We start from the raw sequence: 21,237 nt of genomic DNA on the forward strand, positions 1-21,237 counted from the left end.
CTGGAGGCGTGAAGCGCATCATCGCCGTTGTCATCGCTGTCGGCCTGGCGGCACTGCTGTTCGTCGCGGTGAGCGAGGTCGACCTCGACTGGCCGGATGCCGCACAGCCCACCGCGCCCGCCGCGAGCGACACCGACCCGGCGGAGATCATCCCCGTCCCCGCCGACGCCATCCCGATGCGCGTCGAGTCGATCACCGACGGCGACACCCTGAAGCTCTCCACCGACCAGCCCGGCGACCTGGTCACCACGACCAGCCCGATCGCCGTGCGCCTGATCGGCATCGACACCCCCGAGGTGTACCCGCAGCTCGAGTGCTACGGCGCCGAGGCCGAAGACGAGCTCGCACGCCTCGCGCCGCTCGGTTCGACGCTCTGGGTGGCCCCCGATGAGGACAGCTGGGATGACTACGACCGACGCCTGTTCTACCTCTGGACCGACGACGGCGAGTTCATCAACCTGAGCCTCGTCGAGGGCGGCTTCGCCGAGGCGATCCGTGTCGCCCCGAACGACCTGCACTACGAGACGCTGCTCGCCGCGGAGCGCGACGCCGCCCTCGCGGGGCTCGGCATGTGGGGCGCCTGCCCGACGCGCTGATCCCGCGATCGGGGGTTCCGGTCGGCGCCGGATGCAATTACCCTTCCTTCGAAACGGAGGGAATCTCATGCATCTGCGCCCGATCACCATCGTTCTTGCCGCCGCCACCGCGCTCGCGCTCACCGCGTGCGATCCCGGCACCCCCGTCGTCACGCCGACGGCCGCCGCGCCGGCGGCCACCGAGGCTGCGACGCCGACGCCGACCGCCGAGCCCACCGTCGCCACGTCGGTCTACTTCGATGCCAGCGTCGTCGAAATCCGCGCAGGAGACCACGTCACGTCGTTCGACTACTACGCCGACCCCGACGAGCTCGTCAACGCCCTGACTCTCGCCTTCGGCTTCGCCCCCTCCGCGACGTCCTACTCCGGCGGCGCGCACGTGCCTCCGGGCGTCAGATGGGAGTGGTCCGGTTTCGAGATCATCGACCCGGACGGGTTCATTCCCGACGACGAGACGACCCCGACCTTCCAGCTCGCCACCTCGACGGCGATGGTGGGCGACGTCGCGATCGAGAGCTTCGGAGACCTCACGATCGGGTCGACGCAGGCCGAGTTCGAGGCCCTCGCACTCGAGACCTGGGAGATCACCACCGGCGAGCGCGGCATCATCCACCTGCGCGAGCTGAGCGTCGGGGCCGAGGCCAACCTCGGAAATCCCGACCCCGGCCTCTACGTTCAGGCCGACACGAGCGACGGGCTCGTGACCTCGATCATCGGGCCGCTCCCGAACTTCGGCGCGTAGAGGCGGCTCGACGGCCGGTGGCGTAGCCTTCCGCCATGCCCGAAGGCGACACCGTTCACCGCACCGCGCGCGGTCAGCACGCCGCGCTCGCGGGCTCGGTGCTCACGGGAACCGACTTCCGCGTGCCGCGATTCGCCACGCTCGACCTCACCGGCGAGACGGTCAACGAGGTCGTCGCGATCGGCAAGCACCTGTTCCACCGCGTGGGCGAGTACAGCATCCACTCGCATCTCAAGATGGAGGGCTCCTGGCAGCTGTATCCGCGTTGGGCCGACGCGGATGCCCACTGGGACCGCCCCGCGCACCTCGCGCGCGCCGTGCTGCGCACCGAGTCCCTGGAGTCGGTCGGATTCGAATTGGGAACCCTTGACGTGATGCTGCGCACCGAGGAGGACACCGTGCGGGAGCGACTCGGTCCCGACCTGCTCGACCCCGCCTGGGGACAGGGCCACACCGTCGAGGCTGCCGCGCGCCTCGCCGCGCGCCCCGAGGTTCCGGTGTTCGTCGCGGTGCTCGACCAGTCCAACCTGGCCGGCATCGGCAACGTGTATGCCACAGAGCTGTGCTTCCTGCGCGGCGTGCTGCCGACCCGCCCGATGGGCGACACCGACGCGGCCGCGATCGTCGATCTCGCGCGACGGCTCCTGGTGGCGAACCGCGATCGCACGACTCGCACCACGACCGGCGACCTGCGTCGGGGGCAGACGACGTGGGTGTACCGACGCGCTGGGCAGTCGTGCCGACGCTGCGGCACGACGATCCACGGCGGCCGGCTCGGACCCGAGGTGTCGCCAGCCCATGCGGAGCAGGACCGCTCGGTCACCTGGTGCCCGCACTGCCAGCGCTGACGCGGTCACAGCAAGCATCCAGCCTGCTCATCGAGCGGGCATAGCGCCCCGCTCGACACTCGTGCCATGACCACTTCACCGAAGTCTGAGACTCCTCCGGAGCCGGAGGAGGCTGCCCCGCTGCCGAGACCGCGGCCCCCGCCGCGCCGCCAGCACCCGCCGCTGACGCGACCCCTGACGCGTCGCCGGCCGCCGCTCCCGCGGCACCTGCCCGAGCCAAGCCCACCGTCTTGGCGACCTCCCTCATCGCCGCCGCGGCGCTCGTCGTCGGCGTCGTCGCCGGTGGCGCCGGCGGATTCTTCATCGGCACTTCCGCCGCCGACCAGCGTCCGACCGTGACGGCCGGCGTCAACGCCGGCGAGCGCCCCGCGCTTCCGGACGGGGCCGGATCGGGCGAGCGGCCCGGCGAGATGAACGGAGGCCAAGGCGGCCCGGGATCCGCGCCCGACGGCGGCACCGAATCCGACGACAGCTGAGTCGTCACCCCCTCACCCCCCTGGCACAAGGCCGGGGCGGCCATCGCCTCATCGGATGACGCCCCGGCCTTGCTGTGTCGGGGGACCGTCCGCCGAAGATTGCGGAACGGTCACGACACAGAAGTCGTCGTTGCGCTTTTCTCACATCGCGCGTTATATTTCGTTGCTGCCGAAATCTGAAAGGAGTCAGCTGATGATGATCACCATCACGGGAATCACCCGTCCTCGCGCCGCTGGCTTCGTCGGCGTCCTCTCGCGCGGCTGACGCGACGCTTCACTCGTCGCCGGTCTCGCGGTGACGACGCTCTCGAAGCCCCCGATCGGGCGACCCTTCGCGGCGCCTCGGTCTCTCGTCCCGTCCACGACCCGTCAACGCGCCCCGCGCTCCGATGCGGTCGCTCCCACCCGCCGCCGCGAGCGGCACCCCGTCGACTGCGCTGCCACGGCGGCAGCGCGACCGATTCTGCGAGGAACACACATGTCCATCACCACCTCGGCCCCGGCCGAACCCACCCATCAGCACCCGCCTCACGCGGCCGCCGCCCCGGCGCGCCCGCACCGGCCCGTCCGTCGCGTCGGCCTGCTCGATCGCGCGGCGCTGCGCCTCGGCATCCTGCTCATCACCTGGAGCCGTCGCCAGCACCGAAGCCGCGAGGAGCAGCGAGCGCGCATCGAACAGGCGCGGGCGACGGAGTCGCGCGAACTCGCGGCTCAGCGTCGGATGCTGCTGTCACTGCCTCCGCGATGAGGCACCATGCACCGCGGGCTCTCGCACCTCGAGCGGGAGCCCGCGGCGTCCGTGGCGGCGGCACCCGAGCCATCCGTCGGTCTCAAAACCGGCAGAGGTACTCTCGACACCACGCCGGGAGCTTCCCGACCGCACCCGCCCGAAGGAGACGCGGCATGAACAGCGCAGCCCGGACGCCGCCCCCCGTTCCGCCGCGCTGGTTTCTGCGAGCGGCGTGGGCCGTGCATCGCGCCATCGTGAGAGTCTCGCGCGGCCGACGCGGTCTGTGGCTTCCGACTCCGAAGAAGTGGGGAGCTCTGCGGCTCACTGCGATCGGTCGCACCTCCGGCTCGATGCGCAGCGTCATCCTGGGGTACATCGAGGACGGTCCGAACCTCGTCACCCTGGCGATGAACGGCTGGGCCGAAGGCGATCCCGCCTGGTGGCTCAACCTGAAGGCCAACCCGGAGGCGACGGTCGAGACGGCCGAAGACACGCGCGCCGTGCGCGCCTCGGAGGCCACCGGGGCCGAACGAGACCGGCTCTGGACGCGTCTGCAGGATGTCTACGACGAGGCCGACATCTACGCGCCACAGCGCGCGACTCGCACCGCGGTCGTCATCCTCGAACCGCGCTGATCAGCGCTGCGTGGGAAAGCGCCGCCCCGACACCCGGGTCGGCACGACGCGCACGAAGTTGTGCTTCGGAGCCGGGTTCGCCGGCACCAGCGCCAGCACGCCGCTCGCCGCGATCTCGTCGTCACGGTCGAGTCGGCGGGCGACCCCGCGCACGACGACGCTCCACCGCATCGCACCCGTCACCCCGTCGGCCTCGAGGGCGACGCGCGGCTCGGCGGTGAGCTCCCGCAGCTTCTGACCCGGCGCCGTGCGGAAGACGAGCGTCTCCCCGTCGACGACGTAGTTCACCGGAAAGATGTCGGCGCCCTCCGGCGTCACCACGGCAAGCCTCGCCAGGTCGGCACCGCGCAGCAGCTCCCAGCAGTCGGGGCCGGTGAGCACCGTCGTGCCCGGTGAGACGTCTCGGATCGAAGTGTTCATGGTCCCAGTTGACCGCGCGGCGGCGGATGCGGGCAGTGCCGAACGTCCTGTGGTGAACTCGGAGCATGACGCATCCGTTCTCCAGCCTGGTGTCGATCGGCGACAGCTTCACCGAAGGGGTCGGCGACGAGCTGCCCGACGGCCGCGTGCGCGGCTGGGCGGACCTGGTCGCCCTCGGGCTCGCGCAGGCCAGCACCGAGCCGTTCGGCTACGCCAACCTGGCGATCCGCGGCCGCCTGCTGGAGCCCATCGTCACCGAGCAGCTGGATGCGGCGATCGCCCTCGCGCCGAGCCTGATCAGCATCAACGGCGGCGGCAACGACATGCTGCGCCCGCAGTTCACGATCGCCTCGGTGGCCGAGCGCCTGCTCGCCGCCGTCGACCGAGCGCGCGAGGCGGGCATCCACGTGCTGCTGCTGAGCGGCGGCAATCCGAGCCGTCACTTGCCGCTCGGTCGCGGCATCGAGAGACGCGGCAACGAGTACGCCGATGCGGTGCTCGCGCACCTGCCGCGCGAGGGCGTCACCTTCGTCGACAACTGGCGCGACGAAGAGCTCACCCGGCTCGAGTACTGGTCGGTCGACAAGCTGCACCTCAACCCGGTCGGCCACGCGCGGGTCGCGAGCAACGTGCTGGGTGCCCTCGGCGTCGCCGTGCCGGACTTCGGCCTCGACGGCGGCGCGCCCGACCAGCGCCCCGGCACCGCGGCGTACTGGCGCGAGTACGTGCTGCCGTGGATCGGCCGGCGGCTGCGCGGCACGTCCTCGGGGGACTCGCGCGAGCCGAAGAGCGCGACGCTGCAGCCGGTCACCCTCTGACCCACGGCCCCGATCGGCTACGGCTCGAGTATCCGCTCCAGGAGCCTCAGGCTGTCGGCGATGTCGACCGTGTCGTCCAGGAGCCACTGCGTCTGGAGGCCATCGGACGCCGCGATGACCAGCGCGGCCATCGCCAGCGGGTCGACGCCGGCTCGGATCGTGCCCGCCGCCTGCCCGTCGCGGATCAGCCCCGCCAACCGCGCGCGCAGGGCCGCGAATCGGGTGGAGAAGAACTCGCGCGAGTGCGTCTTGTCGGCTTCGAGCGACCCGGCCAGCAGCATCGTGTAGAGCGCGACGTACCCCGGAACCACGACGTTGCGTTCGGCAGCGCTCACCATTGACCCGACGACCTCACGGTCGGCGACCGGGTCGGCGCGACGAACCATCGCTTCGTTGAGCACCGCGACCAGGAGCTCTTCTCGCGAGCCGAAGTAGTGCAGCAGGGCCGCATGCGACACGCCGATCTTCTCGGCAATGGCGCGCAACGACGTTCCTTCGGCCCCCTTGTCGACGAACACCTCGATGGCGCGATCGAGGATCTCCTGCCGCCGAGCGACGCCCTTCGCATAGGAGCGCTGCACGCCTTTTTCCGCCACGCCCCCACCCTAGCGATCAAAAACCTCCACCTGGCGGTTTTCTGCTACCGTCATCCCACGAACCCGAAATCCCACCGAAGGCAGCAGCACATGCAGACACCCACCATTTCGGCGCAGCTCTGGAGCGTGCGCGACGAGATCACCGCCGATCTCGATGGAGCTCTCGCCCGGCTCCGCGCCATCGGCTTCGCGAACGTCGAGGCCTTCGACTTCGTCTCGCGCGCCGAATCGCTCGCCGACGCGTTCGCGCGTCACGACATCGCGTGCCCGACCGGTCACGCCTCGCTCGCCTCGGCGACCGAGAACCCCTTCGACGATTCGATCACCGCGCCGACCGCCGACGAGGTGTTCGCCGCGGCGGCGGCACTCGGCATCACCACCGTGTTCGATCCCTTCGTCGCGCCGGAGCGCTGGACCACGCACGCAGAGATCGCGGCCACCGCCGCAGCCCTGAACGCGGCCGCCGAGGTCGGCGCCGCGCACGGCATCGCCGTCGGCTACCACAACCACAACCAGGAGTTCGAGGCCGAGATCAACGGGCGGTTCGCTCTCGAGGTGTTCGCCGACCTGCTCGATCCCGCCGTGCAGCTCGAACTCGACCTCTACTGGGCGACGGCCGGCGGCGCCGACCTCGTCGAGCTTCTGACCACGCTCGGTGACCGCGTCACGGCGCTCCACATCAAAGACGGAACGCTTGACCCGCTGCCCAGTCTCGGCTCCCCGCCGACGGACCAGGTCCCGGCCGGCGAAGGCACGGTGGCACTCGGCGCCGCCCTCGACGCCGCGCCCGCGGCGAAGTACGCGATCGTCGAGTTCGATGCCTACCGGGGCGACATCTGGCATGGCATGAAGACCGGCTTCGAGTTCCTGGCGTCGCGAGGGCTCGCCTGATGGCCGCGACGAGCTCCGCCCGCACCGGAACGGTGGCCGTCGGCCTCATCGGGGCGGGCAACATCAGCGACACCTACCTCGAGAACCTGAACAGCTTCCCCGACATCGAGGTGCTCATCGTCGGGGATCTGCTCCCCGAGCGGGCTCGCGAGCAGGCCGAGAAGCACGGAGTCCCCGCGTTCGGCACGGCCGACGATGTGTTGGCGCATCCGGGTGTCGAACTCGTCGTGAACCTGACGCTTCCGGCGTCGCACGCGGCCGTCTCGTCGGCCGCACTCGCCGCCGGCAAGCACGTCTGGAGCGAGAAGCCGATCGGCATCGACCGCGAGAGCGCCTCGGCCCTGCTCGCCCAAGCGGATGCCGCCGGACTGCGCGTCGGGATCGCCCCCGACACGGTGCTCGGCCCCGGCATCCAGAGCGCCAAACGAGCGATCGATCGCGGCGACATCGGCACGCCGCTGTTCGCGCAGACCGGCATGCAGTACGCCGGCCCGGAGTCGTTCCACCCCAACCCCGGCTTCCTCTTCGCCCACGGCGCGGGCCCGCTCTTCGACATGGGGCCGTACTATTTCACGACCCTCGTGAGCATCCTGGGCCCGGTCGCCGCCGTCGCTGCGCTCGGCATGAAGGCGCGCGCGGAGCGCGAGATTCTCGTCGGCTCGCTCGCGGGATCGACGTTCCCCGTTGAGGTGCCGTCCACCATCTCGGTGCTCGCGGCCTTCGAACGAGGCGCGACATCGCAATCGCTCCTCAGCTTCGACTCCCCGCTCACCCGCCACGGCGTCGTCGAGATCTCCGGCACGGAGGGCACGATCGTCCTGCCCGACCCGAACACCTTCAGCGGCACCACCACGATCATCCGACCGCGCGAACGGGGAAGCTCCGAGCAGATCAGCGTCGACGTGATCGAGGAAGGGACGGTCGTCGGTCGCGGACTCGGTGTGCTCGACATGGCGCGCGCGATCCGTGAAGGCCGGCCGCACCGTGCGACCGGCGAGCTCGGCTATCACGTGCTCGACATCCTCATGTCAACGTCGGAAGCCGCCGAGTCGGGGCGGTTCGTGCCGGTGCAGAGCACCGTCGAATCGCCCGACGCGATGCCGGTCGACTTCGGCCCGCTCGAGCGGACGCTCTGAACGAGAGCTTCGCAACTACGCTCGAGTGAGACCCAGGGTTCGTGTCGCCGCGTCCGACAGGCCCGCGTGCGCGCACCTGACGGCGCCGACCGGATCCGGTCGCGAATCCCACGACACTGCCCGCCGATCAAGGAGCTGCCATGGCCGATCTCGCCGACGACCCCGCTTCCTCCCCCGACGAACGATCGATGGTCGCCGAACGCGCACCGCGCGTCGGAGGCGCACGGGCGTTCTTCGCCCGCAACTCGGATGCCCTCGTCTTGGAGCTGATCGGCAGCGTCGTGCTCGCACTCGTGGTCTCGCTCCTGGTCTTCGGCCTCGATCAGGCAGCCACCGAGCAGCGGGATTCGAAAGCGGAGTCGCTGAGCAACTCGATCTTCGTGCGGCAGTCGGTCATGGGCGGCAACGACGTGCTCCCGTTCTCGGGCCTCAACCTGCGTGACGCGCAGCTCAGCGGCCTTCCGCTCACCGGTGCCGACTTCTCCGACGCCGACCTCGCCGGCGCGGAACTGAAGGACGCCGATCTGTCTCACGCACTGCTCGCGGAGGCCGACCTCTCGGGAGCCGACCTGAGCGACAGCGTCCTCGCCGGAGCCGACCTCTCCGAAGCAGTGCTGGACGACACCAACCTGAGCAACGCCGACTTCACCGGAACACAGGTCACCGACGTGGACTTCAGCACGGCGTTCTACCTGGAGGGTGCTCCCCCGATCGGGCTCGACGCCATCGATGACCTGCAGGTGCGACCCGACCCCGACGACGACTAGCCGCCGGGGACGACGAGCCCCTGGCCCGACTCAGTGCGATTCGCGGCTGACGACCGACCCGCTCGAGCCGATCAGAAAGTCGAGGTCGGCGCCGGTATCGGCCTGCATCACGTGGTCGACGTACAGCCGCTCCCAGCCGCGTGACGGCGCGGCGTACGCGGCCTCGCTCGCCGCGCTCTGGCCGCGCGCGTGAAGCTCCTCATCGCTGACGTCGACGCTCAGTTCGCGGGCCGCCACGTCGATCCGCACCAGGTCGCCGGTGCGGATCAGGGCGAGCGGTCCGCCCGCGGCGGCCTCGGGGGCGACGTGCAGAATGACGGTGCCGTAGGCGGTGCCGCTCATGCGCGCGTCGCTGATGCGCACCATGTCGCGCACCCCCTGCTCGAGCAGCTTGCGCGGCAGCGGCATGTTGCCGACCTCGGGCATGCCCGGGTAGCCGCGCGGCCCGCAGCCGCGCAGCACCAGCACCGAGTCGGCCGTGACGTCGAGGTCGGGGTCGTCGATGCGCGACCGCATGTCCTCGATGCTGTCGAAGACCACGGCCGGGCCCGTGTGCTGCAGCAGCGCGGGGGTGGCCGCCGCCGGCTTCACGATCGCGCCGCGGGGCGCCAGGTTGCCGCGGAGCACGGCGATTCCCGCGTTCTGCATGAGCGGAGCGTCGCGCGGCAGAATCACCGTGTCGTCGAAGACGGGCCGGTCGGCGAGCGCGTCGACCAGAGGCGCGCCGGTCACCGTGATCGGATCCGGGCGCAGCAGGTCCGTGACCTCGGCGAGCGCCGCGAGCACGCCGCCCGCGCGGTAGAGGTCGTCCATCAGGAAGGTGCCGCTCGGCTGCAGGTTCGCCAGCACCGGCACTCCGCGCCCGGCGGCATCGAAGTCGTCGAGCGTGAGGTCGACGCCGAGCCGGCCGGCGATCGCCAGCAGGTGCACGACGGCGTTGGTCGACCCGCCGAGCGCGGCGACGGCGACGATCGCGTTGAGAAAGGCATCCCGCGTCATGATCTGGCTCGGAGTGCGGTTCTTCGCGACCATGTCGACGATGAGCTGTCCCGTCTCGTGCGAGAGCGACAGCAGTCGGGCATCGGCCGCGGGGGTTCCCGCGAAGCCGGGGATCGTCATGCCGAGCGCCTCGGCGACGACCGCCATCGTCGAGGCGGTGCCCATCGTGTTGCAGTGCCCCTTGCTGCGGATCATCGACTGCTCCGACTCGATGAACTGGCCATTGGTGATGGTGCCGGCGCGCGCCTCCTCACTGAGCCGCCACACGTCGGTGCCGCAGCCGAGCGCCTCCCCGCGGAAGTGGCCGGTGAGCATCGGGCCGCCCGGCACGACGATGGCGGGGATGTCGACGGAGGCGGCCGCCATCAGCAGTGCGGGGATGGTCTTGTCGCAACCGCCGAGCAGCACCACCCCGTCGATCGGGTTGGCGCGAAACATCTCCTCTATCGCCATTGCCGCCAGGTTGCGCCAGAGCATCGCCGTCGGCCTGACCTGGGTCTCGCCGAGCGAGACGACCGGCAGGTTGTAGGGCACGCCACCCGCGGCCCACACCCCGTTCTTCACGCTCTCGGCCACCTCGCCGAGGTGCATGTTGCAGGGCGTCAGATCGGATGCGGTGTTGGCGATCGCGATCTGCGGCTTGCTGCCGTCGAGGGCGTCGCTCGGGTTGCCGCGCCGCATCCACGCCCGATGGATGTAGGCGTTGCGGTCGCGTCCTCGGTACCAGTCGGCACTGCGGAGGTGATTCACCAGTGAACCTCTTGACTCCAACCGCGCGAATGGTTGGGTAATGTTCGAGATTATGGCATGCACCGCGGCGGGCATGAGATTCGAACTCGGCGAAGGCATCCTCTGGGATGACCGCGCCGCCCGCGTGCGCTGGGTCGACATCTGGCGCGGCCGGGTTCACTCCGGCGCGCTGGACGGCGGTCAGATCGTCGACATCGACACGCGCGAGATCGGCCAGACCGCGGGGGCGGTCGCCCTGGCGGAGGACGGCGGACTGCTTCTCGCCGCCGCGCGCGGTCTCGCCACGATCGCACCCGACGGCACCGTCTCCTTCGGGCCCGACCTGCTCGGTGCGCGGCGCGACGTGCGCCTGAACGACGGCGCTGTCGACCCGCACGGGCGTTTCGTCGTCGGCACGCTCGCCCTCGGCCGCGCGCGCGGTGACGAGCGGCTCCTGCGCGTGTCACCCGACGGCACCGTCGAGACGCTGCGCTCGGGGATCGGGCTCTCCAACGGCGTCGCCTTCTCGCCCGACGGCGCCTGGATCTACCACGTCGACACGTTGGCGAGAACCGTCGCCCGGCATCCGTACGGCGCCGGGGAGTTCGACACCTCGGCGCCGTGGGAGGTGGTCATCGGCGACTTCCCCGCCTACCCGGACGGTCTCACGGTGAGTTCAGACGGCAGCCTGTGGGTGGCGCTGTTCGGCGGCTCGGGGGTGCAGCGCCGCGCCCCCTCCGGCGAACTCCTCGAGACGATCCCGGTGGACGCGACCCAGGCCACCTGCCCCGGTTTCGTCGGGCCGGCGCTCGACGTGCTGGCCATCACCACCGCCTACGAGGGCCTGACCGAGTGGAGTGACCAGTCCGGGGCGATCTTCCTCGCCGACGTCAACGCGACCGGGATTCCGGCGTCGCGCTGGGCGGGCAGCACCCTCCCGCTCGGGGCGGGGCGAGCCTGATGCGCGCGCTCGTTGTGACGGCGCCCCGGGACGCCTCCGTGCAGGAGGTGCCCGACCCCGTCGCCGGCGCGGGCGAACTGCTGGTCGATGTGGAGCGGGTCGGCATCTGCGGCACCGACGTCGAGCTCTACACCGGCGAGATGGCGTACATCGAGCAGGGCCACATGCACTTCCCGCTGCGGCTCGGACACGAGTGGACGGGCCGTGTCGTCGGCGTCGGCAGCCGCGCCGACGAACCGTGGCTCGGCGCCCGCATCACCGGCGACACGATGCTCGGGTGCGGTCGCTGCGCGTACTGCACCGCCGGAAAGCAGCACGTCTGCCCGGACCGCTTCGAGGTGGGCATCCGCGACGGATGGGCGGGCGCCCTGGCCGAGAAGGTGCTGATTCCGACGCGATTCGCGTTCGAGATCCCGTCGCAGGTGAGCCTGGCCGCCGCCGCGCTCGTCGAGCCGGGCGGCAACTCGCTGCGGGCGGCGCGGGCGGCGCGCATCGAGCCCGGCCATCGCGTGCTGGTGCTCGGCTCGGGAACGATCGGGCTGCTCGCCGCCCAGTTCGCCCTCGCCGAGGGGGCGGAGGTGCACGTCGGCGGCGTGCGCGCCGAGTCGCTCGCGCTCGCCCGCGCGCTCGGGGTGCCGCACACGCACCCGCTCGCCGAACTGGCCGACGGCGACGAGAACCGGTTCGACGCGGTCATCGAGTGCACCAGCAACGAGCGGATGCCCGCGCTGGCCGTGCGCCTCGTGAAGCCGGGGGGCCGCGTCGTCTACATCGGGCTGTCGTCCACGCCGAGCCTCGTCGACTCGCGCGCGATCGCCCTGAAAGACGTGGACGTGGTGGGGATCCTGTCGGCGTCACCCGGGCTGGCGGGGGCGATCGAGGCCTTCGCGAGCGGGGCGGTCGTTCCGGACGCGATCGTCAGCGAGGTCGTCGCCCTGGCCGAGGTGCCCGACCGGCTGGAGGGGCGACGCGGCGCGGCGGCGGGGCCCGGCCCCAAGGTGCACGTCGACCCGCGGCGCTAGTCGGGGGTGCGGCGAGGCTTCTCCGCGCGCGCCCGCGCGACGACAAGTCCACGGGCGGAGTCGGGGAAGCGCGCCAGCATCTGGCGCACCTCCTCGGCCTCGACGTGCGCGCCGAAGAGCTCGGTGTGCGGCTCGAAGCGCACCCCCTCGGCGAGCGGTCCGGCGACGACCGGGTCGAAGCCGAGGTCATCGACCAGTCGGGCGACCGTCGCCAGGTCGGCGGGGTCATCCCCCGCGATCGCGATCGCCTTGCGCCCGGGCGCGCCGGGCGGCCGCGGCTCCTCGTCGAGGTCGTGATAGCCCATGTGATTGAGCGCCTTGACGACCCGCGAGCGCGGGAGGAAGCGCTGCACGATCTCGCTCGACGAGGTGGTCGGGTCGTTGAGGTCGTCGCGGATGCCGTCCACCTCCCACCAGTAGTTCATGGCGTCGACCACGAGCTTGCCGGCGAGCTCGTCGACCGGCAGCGCGGTGTGCTTGCCGAGCGGAAGCGCGAGGACCACCAGGTCGGCGCGCGCCGCCGCATCCGCCGCAGTGGTGGCGACGGCACCCGGGGCGAGCACCTCGATGATCAGCCGGATGCGCTTCGGGTCGCCCGAGCCGGCGATCAGCACCTCGTAGCCGGCCTCGCGCGCGAGCCGGGCGAGCACGGTGCCGACCTTGCCCGCACCGAGGATGGCGAGGGTGGGTTGGGGCATGAGTTCAGCGTAGGGAACTCAGCGGGTGGGGTGCAGGCTGCTAGGTCGCCGCGCAGCGCTGGCGCCACGCCTCCTCGTTGTTGTGCACCGGAGCTTCCAGCACGCGCAGACCCGACGCGGCGCCGTGGTCCATCGGCCCGAAGAACTCGGTGATCGCGGCGGCAAGTTGCGCCACAGTGTCAGGGAGGTCCTCGGCGAGATTGCGCGACTCGCAGGGATCGGTGCTCAGATGGAACAGCTCCGCGGCGCCGTCGTGGCGCACAATCAGCTTGAGGCGCTCGGTGCGCACCATCCGGGTGTCGCCGTACTCGCCGAAGACCCGCCCCGCACCGGCCACCTGCTCGTCCCGCAGCACGGCAGCGAATGAGCGCCCCGGATAGACCGCACGATCGCGGCGCGGCGGCGTCAGACCTGCGTGATCGACGATGGTTTCGAACAGATCGCAGTGGTTGGCGAGGCGGCCGCTTCGCATGCCGGCGGCCACGCGCCCCGGACGGTTCAGGATGACGGGAACTCGAATCGACTCCTCGACCATGTTGTATGGCCGGGTCCCGTTGCCCTTCCCCCAGATCCCGTGCTGCCCCAGACACAGCCCATGGTCGGAGGTGTAGACGAGCAGCGTGTCCGCGCGGAGATCGCCAGCGTCGAGGGAGGCCACCAGCCTTCCCACCTGCTCGTCCAGAGACGTGACGGCCGCGTAGTACTGCGCCACGGCCTCCTCCTCGCGCCCCGGCAGCACCGAGAGCGATTCGCCCGCGAGCCGGCCGGGCGTCGGCGCATCGCTGCACGCCGACGGCGCCGACGCGCCGCGGTATCGCGCCACGAGTTCCTCCGGCTGCCCCGACCACGGCGAATGGGTGACAAAAGGCGCGACGACGAGGAAGAACGGCTTGTCGTCCGGGCGGGTGCTCAAGAAATCCAGCGCCCGATCGAAGATCGCGCTCGGATCATGAGCACTCCGCTCGGGCACCGGCTCATCCGACCAGACGACCTCGTGCGCTTCCGGCTGGGCGGTGAAGCCTTCGTACACATGCCAGTAGTCGACGCTCGCCGGGCGGCGGCGGGCATCGCCGAGGTGCCATTTGCCGATGTAGCCCACCGCGTAGCCGGAGTCGTGGGCCAGATCGAGCAAGGTCGGCAGCTCGCCCAGCCACGCCCGCTCGGCGACGGAGGCGAGCGTGGTGTCCAGGTAATCGTGAATCCCGTGCTGCGACGGCATCGTGCCGGTGAGCAGACTCGCGCGCGCGGGCGAGCACACCGGCGTCGGGGTGAACGCGAACTCCATCGTCGTTCCCGACTCGGCGAGAAGGTCGAGGTTCGGCGTCTGGACCGTCGAGTTGCCGTAGGCGCCACTCGCCCACGCCGCATGGTCGTCGGACAGCACGAGCACCACGTTCGGGCGCGTCATGCTGCCGTCCGATGCGTGCGCGGAGTTACTTGACGGCACCCTCGACCAGGCCTTCCTCGAATCTGCGCTGGAACACGATGTAGAGGATCACGACCGGCAGCTCGATCAGCACCAGGGCGGCGAAGAGCCGCGGAACGTCGACGAAGAACTCCTGCTGGAACGCGCGCGGCACCACCGTGACCACGAGGAGCTCGGGCGTTCGAATGAACAGGAACGCCAACAGGAACTCGTTCCATGTGCCGAGGAAGGTCCAAATGGCGACCATGATGAGTGTCGGCTTCGACAGCGGGGCCATCAGCCGGAACGTCTGCCACGAGGTCGCCCCGTCGACCTTCGCCGCCTCGAGCAGCTGAGGCGGGAACGAGTCGTAGTTGTTCTTCAGCAGCACGAGCGCGAAGGGCAGCATGATGGCCGCGTACGGGATCACGAGCGCGAGGTACGTGTCGTGCCAGCCGAGCGATTGCACCAGCTGCGTGAGCGCCACCAGCAGCGCGGCGAGGGGCATCATCAGCCCCACCAGAAGCGTGACGTACAGCGTGCGGCGCAGCGGGAACCGCATATGGCTGAAGGCGAATCCCGCCGCCGAGCTGACGGCGAGCACGATCGCGACGGTCGCCACCGTCACAACGGTGCTGTTGAAGATGTAGCGCAGCACGTTCTGGCGGCCGATCACGTCGGCGTAGTTCTGCAGACCGCCCTCCTGCAGCGACATGATCACGAGGTGGAACAGCGGGAGCACCCAGATCGCGGCGAAGGTCGCGACGATCATCAGGCCGACGTTGCGGCGATAGGCAAGACGTTTCATTCGTCGTCTCCCTTCTGGTAGCGCCCGATCGAGAAGGCGGTGAGGATGAGCGCCCCGGCCACCACGACGGTGCCGAGCGCCGCCGCGCGACCGTAGTTGCCCGCAAGCATCGTGTCGAGAAGCAGCGTGGTCGGAGTCTCCGTCGCGTTGGCCGGACCGCCCTGCGTCAGCACCCACGGCAGATCGAAGAACTTCAGCACGCCGATCGCGGCGAGAGTCAGAATCGCGTAATGCGATGACCTCAGCATCGGGAACACGACCCTCCAGGCGGTCTGCCAGGAGTTGGCCCCATCGACCTTGGCCGCATCGAGCACTTCACCGGGCATCCCGGCAAGACCCGCCTGGTAGATGGCCATCGCGAACCCCGTCCACATCCACACGTGGACAAGGGCGACGACCGGAAGGGCAATCAACGGGTCGGCGAGCCACGCGCGACTCAGCCAGTCGAGCCCGATGTCGCGGAAGAACGAGTTGAGGGGGCCGTTGCTGGCCTCCAGGATGTCGGCGAAAAGGTACCCCATCACGATGGGGGTCAAGACCACCGGGAGGAAGAACACGGTGCGCAGAATCAGTCGCCACAGCCCGTTCCCGCGGAGGGCGAGCGCCAACCAGAACCCCAGCAGCATCTGGCCTGTGATGATGATGAGCCCGTAGGGGATCAGGTTTCGGAGGGCCTGGCCGACGGCGCGATCGGAGAACACCCACTCGTAGTTCTCGGTCAGAGAGAAGGCGTAGTCGCCCGTCGGGCCTTGCGTGTAGAAGCTCAGCTCGACGTTGCGGACGATCGGCCACAGCAGGAACACCCCGATGAGCACGGTCGCCGGCAGCACATAGAGCAGCCCCTTCCAACCGGAGAGCGGGTCGCGACGGCTCTTCCGTCGCGCGCGGGACGGCGCCGGCGGCGTGGTGGCCGCGGGCGCCTCGCGAAGCAGCGTGGTCATCGCGAGCCCGCCGCTGAGGTCCCCAGCCGAGGAGGGGCGAGCTCGTCGGTCCACGTCCCGAGGACCGTTCCCAGAGCCCGCAGCTTGCCGAGGCCATGCTTCGTGTCGGGCAGGAGGTACTGGCCCTCCGTCCACTCGTTCCAGCAGCCGATCGTCACCACCTGCGGATACTCCGGATGTTCCGCGATCCACTCCGTCGCCGCCGCGGCGAGCCGCCCGAATCCTTCCGGAGTGTCGCCGACGACGAGTTCGTGCCCGGGCCAGGCGGCGCGATCGCTGACGCCGGCCTGCCGCGCCGGCTCCAGTGCACGCGGGGTCGAATCCCATCCCGGTCCGATCAACGGAAGGAACGGCAGCGCGGACTTCGCATCCATGTCGTCCCAGAGGCGGTCGACCACATCGGCGACCACCGTGTCGTACTCAGGCAGCTCCTCCGTCGAGGGCCGCTCGGCGGCCGCCAGGTAGATCGGGTTGTACACGCCGTAGCTGTCGAAACCGAGGTCAGCAATCGCCGAGAACGCCTCCATGCCCCCCTGGGTGGCATGCAGGTGGATCTCGGGGAGGCCCTGCGCACGGGCGAGCTCACGCACCCAGTCCAGCAACCTCGCCACCTCGTCCCGGCCATGCTCGGAGATCAGGGTTTCAGCATCCCAGATCACCAGCACTGGGCGCCCATCGACTCGGGCGTAGCGCGGGTGCCCGAGGTAGCGCGTCACCAGGTAGCTCAGGCTCCGGCGCGACTCCTCGAGAGTCTGCGACGGTGACGCGAACAGCGGCTCACGGGCACCGATGCCCACCGCGCCGAACATCCCCTGGAAGTCCTCGACGGCGGGCTTCCCCCAGGTGGGGCTGAACCGGTACCACGGGTGATTCGTCCACATGACGGCGAAGTCGGGGGCCCCGGGCGTCTCGTCTCGCAGGAAGCCCTCCTCGAGCGCCTCGTGGAACATCGGGCGGCCGTCGTACCAGTAGCTGTCGAAGATGAACGCGTCGATGCCACCAGCGTTCGCCAGCTGCGAGTAGATCCGCCACGTCGCCGGATCGCCCTCGTCGAGTTCGCCGTACGCGGGCGTGCGCGGCTGGTGGTGGCCCTCGAACCACGGTCGCCCGCCGCGAGCCAAGACGTACTCCGTCCAGCCCGGACCGAAGATCCGGTCGTTGTCGGCCGAGCGATGGAAGTGCGGGAAGGTGTAGCAGAAGACAGTCGGTTTCACTTTGCGTTTCGTTTCTGTTCGTTCAGCGGGCGGGAGAGGCAGCCCGGGTCACATGTCGAATCCGACGTGGTCGAGGTTGAAGTACAGTGCGTACCCGTTCACATCGAGGTGCACCGTGTAGGTGACATCGATGCGATCGATCGAGTCGCGGTGATCCCAGCCGCTCAGATCGACGTTGACGCGGTTCCACTGATTCGGCTGGTACTCGATCGTCGTCGCCAGCTGCTCCGCACCGCTGTGCACGGTGACGGTCGCCTCATACTTGTCCGGGGAGTTCGGCCAGGCGCCGTAGCCGTTGACGTAGGCGTACAGCGTCGAAGCGTCCCCCAGATCGATCGGCGTCTCCGGTGCGACCGTGACGGACCGCGGCGAGACGCCATTCATCGTTCCGCTGTGGATGCGCATCAGGTGCGAACCCGCGAACGGCGTGCCCGGCCCGTTCGCCATCGACGTCACCGCGCCGATCGCGTTGGTCGGCGCCACGATCTGCCAGCCCTGGGTGGTGCCGTCATCGAAGCCGTACAGCACGTTGGCGACGCTGACCCGGTAACTGCCCGCGGCTTCCGTTCCGCTCGTCGTCACGGCCGAGACCGACAGGTCATAGATGTCGGTGGCCGCATCGTCAACCAGAGCGACAGTCACGGGCACGGCGATGACAGATCCGTCGTGATCCGCCGGAACGGTGAACGGCTGCGGAGCCGCGGTCCAGCCCGCCGGAACGTCGACGGTGATGGTCCCGGTCGCGCCGCCCTCGGCCTGCGCCCAGACGCCGACGTCGAAGGTGATCTCGTCGCCCGACGCCGCCTCGGCGACCGAGTCGGAGATCAGCAGCTGCAGGCTCTCCTGCGCCGCGCCGACCGGCGTGTAGCGGAACGACGCGAGCCCGGAGGCGTCGTCGGTGACCGCGAGGTCACGGCCCAGCACGGATCCGAGCACCTGCACGTTCTCGCCGGAGGTCACCTCGCCGCCGGGGGCGTACCAGGCGTCACCGTTCACCGTCTCGGTGCTGACGATGTAGTAGATGCCGGGTTCGAGCGTCACCGGAGCCGCGAGCGGGGCATACACGTGCCCCGACTTGTCGCTCTTCTCGGACATGTCCACGGCCGCGGAGGCGACGATGCGCCCCGAGCTGTCGAGGATCTTCACGCGGTGCACCTGCGAGTCGTCGCCCGACTGGAACCGGCCGAGACTCGCCACCTCGATCGCGCGCGGCCCGACGGCGATCCGCGAGCCCACCTGGCCGTAGTAGTCCGTCCGCAGCTCGGCGTCAGCAGGGTCGACGTCGTCGACGGCGAACTCGGTCTTCTTCTCGCTCGCCAAGGGTGCCTCGATGCACGTCTTGCAGTCCACCGATTGGGTGGCCTTCTTGTCGCTCGCTGGCAGCTGGATGTCCACGTTGCCTGCGGCGTCGGCGGTGATGATCGCGGTGCCCTGGCCGGATGCCGAGACGCGATGCTCGCTCCCCGGTTCCTGATTGACGAACCGAACCGTGACGGGCGTCGGCACGCCGTCGTCCCACTTCAGTCGGAACGATGTCGTCGAGCGGTAGGTGATCTCCACCGGCTTGCCCCGCCAGGAGTAGTCGAGCTCGGTGCCCGTCATCGCGTCGGTGATGAACGGCGCCACGCGCAATTCGTCGAGCTGCGGCTGCAGCCCGTATCCGTAGTGGTAGAGGCCCCACGTCGGCATGACCGTCGTCGGGAAGAAGCGGGCCGCCCCGGTGCCGATCAGCGGGTTTTCGCGATCCCAGGTCGATGCGCCGTAGAAGCCATCCACCTCATAGCGGAGCAGGAAGCTCGCGATGCTCTGCTGAAGCAGCGAGGGATCATCCAACAGCGCCAGTCCCGCATAGAAGTCGCCGTCCGGCCCGCCGTACCAGCCGCCGTTCGACTTGTCGTTGGTGGGAGCGGAAACCCCCGCGTCCCAGAGGTCCCCCACCGTCATCGGAGCGAGATCGAGGTTCTCGCTCAGGTTCTGCGCGGTGATGGCGCGCGCGATCTGCTCCGCGCGTTCCGGGGAGACGATGTCGGTGTTCAGCGCTCGCGCGTTCACCGGAAGGTGCAGCACATCCTGGTTTCCCGAGCCATACAGGAACGTCTCCGTCGCCGGCGACCAGAAGCCGCCGTCCGCGACGTCCCGGTTGAAGCTGACCGCGATCGTCTCGGCGATGCCCCGCCAGTGGTTGGCCTGGTCGGCATCGTCGAGAACGGTTTCCTCGATCTCGGCCCACTCGGTGAGAGCCTCGTACAGAAGCACCGTCGTATAGCCGTTGAACTGACCGGTCGAGCGCTCCCAGTAGTCGTTGCCTCGGGTGGGACGATCCAGGTCGGGAATCGGGTTCGTGACAAAGCCAGTGGTCGGATCGCTGAAGTTCGCCATCAAGAACTCGAGGCTGCGCGTCACTGCGTCCTTGTGCTCCGCAACCCACGCCGCGTCGCCGGTCAGCCGGTAGCCCTGGACGACACCGAGCGCGTAGCCGGACTCCTGGTCGGTGTAGTCGTTCCCCCAGTAGGGCGGTTGGCCGGGGTCCGAGCACACCACGTTTCCGGACGGGCGAACCAGGTGGTCGCGGATCGCGTCCATTCCCGCCTGGAATGCGGAGATGGAGGCCGAGTCGCCGAAGATCTCGACCAACTGGCCGATCGAATGCATTTCGAGCGGAGGCAATTCGGTGGCGTAGCCGGGCTGCTCGGTGCTCGCGCCCTTGTCATGGTCCTGCATCATCCAGCGGCCATAGACGTTGATGGCCTGGCTCAGCGCCTCCTCGTCAACGCCTCGCAGCTGTCCGAGGTCGAAATAGCTGTCGTAGTCGTCGGGCACGAACTCCTGCACGACTGTGCTCGTGGTGCCCGCCGGCACGTTCATCGTGCGGAACACCGGAAGGCCGGACTTCTGTGTCTGACCGCCGTAGCCGAGCGCATTGCCGAACCGGTAGGTCAGGGTCGGGTTCCCGACGACCGTCGCCAGGTTCAGGGGCTGAGCGTCGCCGTGCTGCTCCCGCCACACTTCGGTCGCGCGTCCCCGCGTCGCGCCGTCACTGCTGGTCTCGCCGATGACGCGCAGCGCCACACCGTCGTCCGCGTCGAGCAGCGTGTAGGAGACCTGTTCCTTCGAGGTGCGAATGTTGGGCGCGAACATCTCGCCCGCCGCGAGCCAGTCCCGCTGGTAGGCGTTGAGCAGTTCCCCGCCGACCGGCGTGGTGCCGCCATCGTCGGCCCAGCGCACCTGCTCGAACGCGTCCTCCGCGAACGTCACGCGGGGCTGGCCCTGCTGGAGCACCGCCGCGTCGCTCACATACGTGCGCTCAAGGGTCGACACCAACCGGTCGTCGTGCGCCTCCAGCACCCAGCGCTCCTCAGCGACGGAGGTCGTGTAGATCAGCTCAACCGTGTCGGCCTGCTCGTCCACCGTCACCGCTGGCGTGGACGCGAGCTCAAGCGAGGAGACCTCGCCGTCCCCGACCTCGACCCAGGAGTACATCCCGCCGTCGAGGACCTGGTTGCCATCGATTGTCAACTCGGTGATCGCCGCCGCGTTCGCCGTGTCGAGGGTCGCGCAGTAGCGCTTGCCGCACAGCGTGATCTGATCGCCGTTGACCGTGATTCCTTTCTTGGCGCCACCGCTCGCGGCCGCAGCGGCTGGCGCGCCCGACACTGCGGACAGGATGAGGGCGAGAGCCACACCACCGGCAGGCAGCAGGCGTCGTCGGATTGCAGTACTCATGTCACATCTCTCAGTGTTCGGGCGCGCCAGTGCGCCGCGGTCGTCAGGAGGGAACGGAGATGCCGCGCAATTGCGGCGCCGG

21 protein-coding genes are annotated in these 21,237 nt (G+C 69.7%); 12 read left to right on the forward strand and 9 right to left on the reverse strand.

Features of this window, described 5'->3' with window-relative positions:
• Nucleotides 1-8: 8 nt before the first annotated feature.
• The 6 genes from AC0L6Y_RS10850 (at nucleotide 9) to AC0L6Y_RS10875 (ending at nucleotide 4,027) form a co-directional block, all read left to right on the forward strand.
• The gene (locus AC0L6Y_RS10850; protein ID WP_473552210.1) at nucleotides 9-596 is read left to right on the forward strand and encodes a thermonuclease family protein; all 588 of its coding nucleotides are present in this window, start codon (nucleotides 9-11) and stop codon (nucleotides 594-596) included.
• Nucleotides 597-663: 67 nt separating this feature from the next.
• Complete coding sequence (locus AC0L6Y_RS10855; RefSeq protein WP_473552211.1) at nucleotides 664-1,338, forward strand: hypothetical protein; 675 nt, start codon at nucleotides 664-666, stop codon at nucleotides 1,336-1,338.
• Between the two features lie 35 nt (nucleotides 1,339-1,373).
• Nucleotides 1,374-2,186 (forward strand): DNA-formamidopyrimidine glycosylase family protein, encoded by an 813-nt coding sequence (locus tag AC0L6Y_RS10860; RefSeq protein ID WP_473552213.1) that lies wholly within the window; start codon nucleotides 1,374-1,376, stop codon nucleotides 2,184-2,186.
• 230 nt (nucleotides 2,187-2,416) lie between these two features.
• Complete coding sequence (locus AC0L6Y_RS10865; RefSeq protein ID WP_473552216.1) at nucleotides 2,417-2,662, forward strand: hypothetical protein; 246 nt, start codon at nucleotides 2,417-2,419, stop codon at nucleotides 2,660-2,662.
• Between the two features lie 478 nt (nucleotides 2,663-3,140).
• Entirely contained in the window at nucleotides 3,141-3,410 is a 270-nt protein-coding gene (locus tag AC0L6Y_RS10870) for a hypothetical protein (RefSeq protein ID WP_473552218.1), read from the forward strand.
• 155 nt (nucleotides 3,411-3,565) lie between these two features.
• Nucleotides 3,566-4,027 carry a nitroreductase/quinone reductase family protein gene (locus AC0L6Y_RS10875; RefSeq protein ID WP_473552219.1) on the forward strand — a complete coding sequence of 154 codons (462 nt, stop codon included), beginning with the start codon at nucleotides 3,566-3,568 and terminating at the stop codon, nucleotides 4,025-4,027.
• On the opposite strand, the gene AC0L6Y_RS10880 is transcribed toward AC0L6Y_RS10875, so the two are convergent.
• The gene (locus tag AC0L6Y_RS10880; RefSeq protein WP_473552222.1) at nucleotides 4,028-4,447 is read right to left on the reverse strand and encodes a pyridoxamine 5'-phosphate oxidase family protein; all 420 of its coding nucleotides are present in this window, start codon (nucleotides 4,445-4,447) and stop codon (nucleotides 4,028-4,030) included.
• A gap of 65 nt (nucleotides 4,448-4,512) precedes the next feature.
• Here AC0L6Y_RS10880 and AC0L6Y_RS10885 point away from each other — a divergent pair, with 65 nt between their 5' ends.
• On the forward strand, nucleotides 4,513-5,265 hold the full coding sequence (locus AC0L6Y_RS10885) for an SGNH/GDSL hydrolase family protein (protein WP_473552223.1): 753 nt from the start codon (nucleotides 4,513-4,515) through the stop codon (nucleotides 5,263-5,265).
• A 17-nt stretch (nucleotides 5,266-5,282) separates the two neighbouring features.
• On the opposite strand, the gene AC0L6Y_RS10890 is transcribed toward AC0L6Y_RS10885, so the two are convergent.
• On the reverse strand, nucleotides 5,283-5,861 hold the full coding sequence (locus AC0L6Y_RS10890) for a TetR/AcrR family transcriptional regulator (RefSeq protein ID WP_473552225.1): 579 nt from the start codon (nucleotides 5,859-5,861) through the stop codon (nucleotides 5,283-5,285).
• A 90-nt stretch (nucleotides 5,862-5,951) separates the two neighbouring features.
• On the opposite strand from AC0L6Y_RS10890, the gene AC0L6Y_RS10895 reads away from it, so the two are divergent.
• From AC0L6Y_RS10895 to AC0L6Y_RS10905, 3 genes are all read left to right on the forward strand, one after another.
• The gene (locus tag AC0L6Y_RS10895; protein WP_473552228.1) at nucleotides 5,952-6,752 is read left to right on the forward strand and encodes a sugar phosphate isomerase/epimerase family protein; all 801 of its coding nucleotides are present in this window, start codon (nucleotides 5,952-5,954) and stop codon (nucleotides 6,750-6,752) included.
• Nucleotides 6,752-7,888 carry a Gfo/Idh/MocA family protein gene (locus tag AC0L6Y_RS10900; RefSeq protein ID WP_473552230.1) on the forward strand — a complete coding sequence of 379 codons (1,137 nt, stop codon included), beginning with the start codon at nucleotides 6,752-6,754 and terminating at the stop codon, nucleotides 7,886-7,888. The genes AC0L6Y_RS10895 and AC0L6Y_RS10900 overlap by 1 nt, the downstream gene beginning before the upstream one ends.
• 140 nt (nucleotides 7,889-8,028) lie before the next feature.
• The gene (locus AC0L6Y_RS10905; protein WP_473552233.1) at nucleotides 8,029-8,655 is read left to right on the forward strand and encodes a pentapeptide repeat-containing protein; all 627 of its coding nucleotides are present in this window, start codon (nucleotides 8,029-8,031) and stop codon (nucleotides 8,653-8,655) included.
• A 30-nt stretch (nucleotides 8,656-8,685) separates the two neighbouring features.
• Here the strand turns inward: AC0L6Y_RS10905 and AC0L6Y_RS10910 are convergent, their stop codons facing one another.
• Nucleotides 8,686-10,404: an IlvD/Edd family dehydratase gene (locus AC0L6Y_RS10910; protein ID WP_473552235.1), complete on the reverse strand. Its 1,719-nt coding sequence runs from the start codon at nucleotides 10,402-10,404 to the stop codon at nucleotides 8,686-8,688.
• A 73-nt stretch (nucleotides 10,405-10,477) separates the two neighbouring features.
• Between AC0L6Y_RS10910 and AC0L6Y_RS10915 the strand changes: the two genes are divergently transcribed.
• A complete protein-coding gene (locus AC0L6Y_RS10915) occupies nucleotides 10,478-11,344 on the forward strand; it encodes an SMP-30/gluconolactonase/LRE family protein (RefSeq protein WP_473552237.1) in 867 nt (288 codons plus the stop codon).
• Nucleotides 11,344-12,366, forward strand: coding sequence for a zinc-dependent alcohol dehydrogenase (locus AC0L6Y_RS10920; RefSeq protein WP_473552239.1), 1,023 nt, complete (start codon nucleotides 11,344-11,346; stop codon nucleotides 12,364-12,366). The genes AC0L6Y_RS10915 and AC0L6Y_RS10920 overlap by 1 nt, the downstream gene beginning before the upstream one ends.
• Here the strand turns inward: AC0L6Y_RS10920 and AC0L6Y_RS10925 are convergent.
• The 6 genes from AC0L6Y_RS10925 to AC0L6Y_RS10950 are packed head-to-tail and all read right to left on the reverse strand — an operon-like array spanning nucleotide 12,363 to nucleotide 21,155.
• Entirely contained in the window at nucleotides 12,363-13,064 is a 702-nt protein-coding gene (locus AC0L6Y_RS10925; protein WP_473552242.1) for an NADPH-dependent F420 reductase, read from the reverse strand. The genes AC0L6Y_RS10920 and AC0L6Y_RS10925 overlap by 4 nt on opposite strands.
• Nucleotides 13,065-13,104: 40 nt before the next feature.
• Complete coding sequence (locus AC0L6Y_RS10930; protein WP_473552245.1) at nucleotides 13,105-14,472, reverse strand: sulfatase family protein; 1,368 nt, start codon at nucleotides 14,470-14,472, stop codon at nucleotides 13,105-13,107.
• Nucleotides 14,473-14,497: 25 nt separating this feature from the next.
• On the reverse strand, nucleotides 14,498-15,277 hold the full coding sequence (locus AC0L6Y_RS10935; RefSeq protein ID WP_473552248.1) for a carbohydrate ABC transporter permease: 780 nt from the start codon (nucleotides 15,275-15,277) through the stop codon (nucleotides 14,498-14,500).
• Nucleotides 15,274-16,218, reverse strand: coding sequence for a carbohydrate ABC transporter permease (locus tag AC0L6Y_RS10940; protein WP_473552251.1), 945 nt, complete (start codon nucleotides 16,216-16,218; stop codon nucleotides 15,274-15,276). The genes AC0L6Y_RS10935 and AC0L6Y_RS10940 overlap by 4 nt, the downstream gene beginning before the upstream one ends.
• On the reverse strand, nucleotides 16,215-17,432 hold the full coding sequence (locus AC0L6Y_RS10945; protein WP_473552254.1) for a glycoside hydrolase family 99-like domain-containing protein: 1,218 nt from the start codon (nucleotides 17,430-17,432) through the stop codon (nucleotides 16,215-16,217). Before AC0L6Y_RS10945 ends, AC0L6Y_RS10940 begins: the two co-directional genes overlap by 4 nt.
• Before the next feature lie 48 nt (nucleotides 17,433-17,480).
• A complete protein-coding gene (locus AC0L6Y_RS10950; RefSeq protein WP_473552258.1) occupies nucleotides 17,481-21,155 on the reverse strand; it encodes a hypothetical protein in 3,675 nt (1,224 codons plus the stop codon).
• Nucleotides 21,156-21,237: the final 82 nt, after the last annotated feature.

It is taken from the genome of Pseudolysinimonas sp. 10J20-29 (assembly GCF_055809595.1).